This is a genomic window from Streptomyces sp. NPDC055078 (assembly GCF_053607985.1).
On the sequence record NZ_JBSGUP010000839.1, the window covers coordinates 1 to 3,120 of the forward strand.

General features: G+C 69.0%; 6 protein-coding genes and 1 tRNA gene. 4 read left to right on the top strand and 3 right to left on the bottom strand.

Annotated elements, in window-relative coordinates:
- Window positions 1-252: excalibur calcium-binding domain-containing protein (locus tag ACWF94_RS37440; protein WP_453499226.1), on the top strand; the 252-nt coding region annotated here is incomplete at its 5' end.
- Between the two features lie 851 nt (window positions 253-1,103).
- On the opposite strand, the gene ACWF94_RS37445 is transcribed toward ACWF94_RS37440, so the two are convergent.
- On the bottom strand, window positions 1,104-1,301 hold the full coding sequence (locus tag ACWF94_RS37445; RefSeq protein ID WP_453499228.1) for a hypothetical protein: 198 nt from the start codon (window positions 1,299-1,301) through the stop codon (window positions 1,104-1,106).
- 266 nt (window positions 1,302-1,567) lie between these two features.
- Here ACWF94_RS37445 and ACWF94_RS37450 point away from each other — a divergent pair, with 266 nt between their 5' ends.
- Both ACWF94_RS37450 and ACWF94_RS37455 read left to right on the top strand, forming a co-directional pair.
- On the top strand, window positions 1,568-1,894 hold the full coding sequence (locus ACWF94_RS37450; RefSeq protein WP_453499230.1) for a hypothetical protein: 327 nt from the start codon (window positions 1,568-1,570) through the stop codon (window positions 1,892-1,894).
- Between the two features lie 49 nt (window positions 1,895-1,943).
- A tRNA-Met gene (locus ACWF94_RS37455) sits at window positions 1,944-2,021 on the top strand.
- Between the two features lie 74 nt (window positions 2,022-2,095).
- Here ACWF94_RS37455 and ACWF94_RS37460 read toward each other — a convergent pair.
- Window positions 2,096-2,287, bottom strand: a complete 192-nt coding sequence (locus ACWF94_RS37460; protein ID WP_453499232.1) for a hypothetical protein — start codon at window positions 2,285-2,287, stop codon at window positions 2,096-2,098.
- Window positions 2,287-2,568 (bottom strand): hypothetical protein, encoded by a 282-nt coding sequence (locus ACWF94_RS37465; protein WP_453499234.1) that lies wholly within the window; start codon window positions 2,566-2,568, stop codon window positions 2,287-2,289. Before ACWF94_RS37465 ends, ACWF94_RS37460 begins: the two co-directional genes overlap by 1 nt.
- 338 nt (window positions 2,569-2,906) lie before the next feature.
- Between ACWF94_RS37465 and ACWF94_RS37470 the strand changes: the two genes are divergently transcribed.
- A complete protein-coding gene (locus ACWF94_RS37470; RefSeq protein WP_453499236.1) occupies window positions 2,907-3,080 on the top strand; it encodes a hypothetical protein in 174 nt (57 codons plus the stop codon).
- The last annotated feature ends 40 nt before the right edge of the window (window positions 3,081-3,120 follow it).

Here is a 3,120-nt window from a genome sequence, read left to right on the forward strand (position 1 = left end):
GCACCCACGGTCACCGGCACCAAACCCGGCCCGACCGTCACCGAGACGGAGACCGTCAACGCCTCCGACTCCGGCTCCGGCAGCGGAGGCAGCGACAGCGGAGGCTCCGGCAGCGGAGGCAGTTCAAGCGTCTACTACGAGAACTGTGCGGCGGCCCGCGCGGCCGGCGCCGCCCCCGTCACCCGCGGCGACCCCGGTTACGGCCGCCACCTCGACCGCGACAACGACGGCACCGGCTGCGACGGGGGCTGACCCCAACACCCGCACACCGGGCGCCCGGCGACAACGCGCCCCGTCCCCGACGCCGAGTCGATGTGCACGCCCCCGCCCGACCCTTCGGAGTCCGGGCGGGGCCTCTCGTACGCCCTCAGGGAATGAACGGTTCGTCAAGGCAACACGCGGCAGCGTCAACCCGTAGTGCGTCAGGATCATTCATCCCGGTGGCGCAACGCACCCAAGCGTGAGCGTGCTCCGTTAGCGATGCGACGACATAGATCAGGGAAGGCGCCGCAGGTGCTCGTCTCGGCAGGATCTGGCGAGCCCTCGCGACGCCTCCCCCTTCACCCGGAGGTCGCCGTGACGCAACCCCCCGGCCAGTCCCGGACTGGCCGTGATCCGCAGTCTCCTGCGGACCGCCCATTCTCTCTCCAGCCCCCCACTGAGGCCGCACTGGCATCCGCCGGCCCCGGCTGCCTCTTGGTCCTGATGGCCTCGGGCGGACAAGACCCCCTGCCCGCACTGCTGATGTCGCTCGCCATGGTGGCCGGCTTGCGGCTGGCACTTCTGCCACCGGCCGCATGAGGCAGGGCGTGGAGGTGGCTGTACCGCAAGTAGCTCACCGTCGACCCCTTCCCTGCGTATCAGCCCGTCGTTCCCCCAGTGGGGCGGCGGGCTGACCGCGTACGGCCAGTGCATAGGTTGCCCATCTGGGAACGACCGACCACCTGCTCAGCCACGCCTTGTCACCCATTCGGGTTAGGCCGTGTGAGCTACCCCGAGCGGCCCGAACAGCAGCCCACGGACCCTGAACCCCCAGGTCACGCCCCACCCCATGGACATTCATCGAACGATTACCCCACCCGCGCCGCCAACCCCGCCACCCCTCAGCCCTCCGGGCGCCGCACGGCCCTCTTGAGCGCCGCCTCCACCTCATACCGCGAGTACCCATTGGCCTGCGCATGCCCGGTGATCGCGGCCTGCACGGCATACGCCGTCTCCACGGTCAGCACCCCCGCCCGGATCTCCGCCCAGGCCGCCCGCTCCAGATCCAGCAGCTCATCAGATAGATCAATATCGGCCATGGCCGGATTCTATGTGGCGAGTGCACCGATCCGCCGTAGCGACCGTCTCGCACGCGATAGCTTCCGAGCAGTTCAGTCCCCACACGCGTCCGTCAGGCATCACGGGCATGGTCACGCGCCCGGACCATATCGAGGTCCAGCACTCGGCCTCTGCCACGCGCATCCCTGTCCGGCGGGACCGCGGCCTCGTGGTCGCTGGTGAGGGCCTCGCCGCCAGACTCCGGGCCGAATGGAACTCCGTCTCCCCGGCCCGGGGTGTGTAGGCGGTGACGCCGCAGGAGTCGACGCAGGCCGCCCTCGAACTGGAGAGAACACACGGCGACTTCGCATCCTTCGGCCGGGACCTCGGCGACATCAAGACTGCCTGCGCGGTACTCGTCGAGCGGTCGACCCGTAGGGAACAGGACCTCCGCGACCTCCGCGCCGAGAAGGACCAGGAACTGCGCGACCTCCGGGTAGAGACAAGCCAGGAGATCGCCGATGTCCGCGCGGACGTCGAGGAATGGAAGAAGACCCGCTGGCCACTGCAAGCAGTCGGCGCCCTGACCGAAGTCGCAGGCGTGGCCACCGGCCTCATCGCCATCCTCCGCTGACCAGTTTGCATGTCATACAAACCGTTCGCACTCCTCCGCTGACCAGGGGGTGCGGGTAGCTCAACAGGCACAGAGCGGCCGGGGTCATGCCCGGCATGGACGCCGGTTCGAGTCCGGCCCCGCAACCCCTACGCCCCCTGTCCGGCCGCGTTCGCGGGAGCTGGGCGGGGGGCGGTTTCGTTATGCCCGGCGCACGCGGGCTCAGTCTTCAAGCTGGACGCATGGGGGCTCGGGGGTCCACGGCTTTGCCGGGCCGTAGCGGGCTTCCGCAGCCCTACGCGCTTCCGCCATCTGGTTGTCCAGTTCGGCCCGCTCCTCGCGCGTCATGGCGCGTAGGGCGGCGAGCCTATCCCGGGGGGACATGGCGCGCAGGTCGTCCGGTCGGTAGGCCATTACTTCTTCGCCGCCCTGCTGACGCCTTTGGCGATCTGGTCGACGCGGGGGACGGACAGGCCGGTGAGTCCGGCGATCTCCCGGAGGGTCTTGCCCTGGCCGCGCAGGTTCCGGATGGCGTCTCCGCGTACGGCCTTTACGCGCAGAACGGTGGCGGGCAGGAGGTCGTCTCCGAGGAGGCGTGCGGCGGCCTCGCGTTCGACGGGGTCGGGGATGTCGTCGAGGAGTGCGAGGGCTGCGTTGATGTGGGTGGCCATCTGGGTGCGGAGGTCGGTGGTCATGGGTTGAGGGTACGGCGTTCCGAGATTCTTTTCTAGACCCCCTTGACAGGAAATCTAGGGGGCCTATAAGTTGGAGTCGCAAACCAAGGGAGAGGGGAGGTGAACAGAATGAACCGAGAGGATGTGGCCTTCATCGCCGGGGCGGCCCTGACCGGGATCAGCGCGGCGCGGTCGGTGATCGCCGCGTGGTTCGCTCGCGAGGCTGCAAGCGTTGCGGATGACACCGCCGGTGAAAGGCCGGAGGGGGCGAGAGAAAGTCGCCCCCTCCGGGGTCCCATCCTCCCACGACACACGCACCCGGTAACAGTCACACTGGCCACAGAGAAAGGAGGGACCAGGTGAACAGCATCGTTCGGTACGGCGACATCATCGCCGTCGCGGGCGGGGGCATCACACTCGCCGCTGCATCCGCAGCCGGCGACGTGTCCACCGGCTGGTGGATCGCGTGGGGCGTCTGCGCTGCCGTAACAGCCGCCGCACGGATCTACCGTCACCGCATCACCCGGCCCTGATGACCGACCGCACACCCGCCCCCTTCCCGCATGCGGGAAG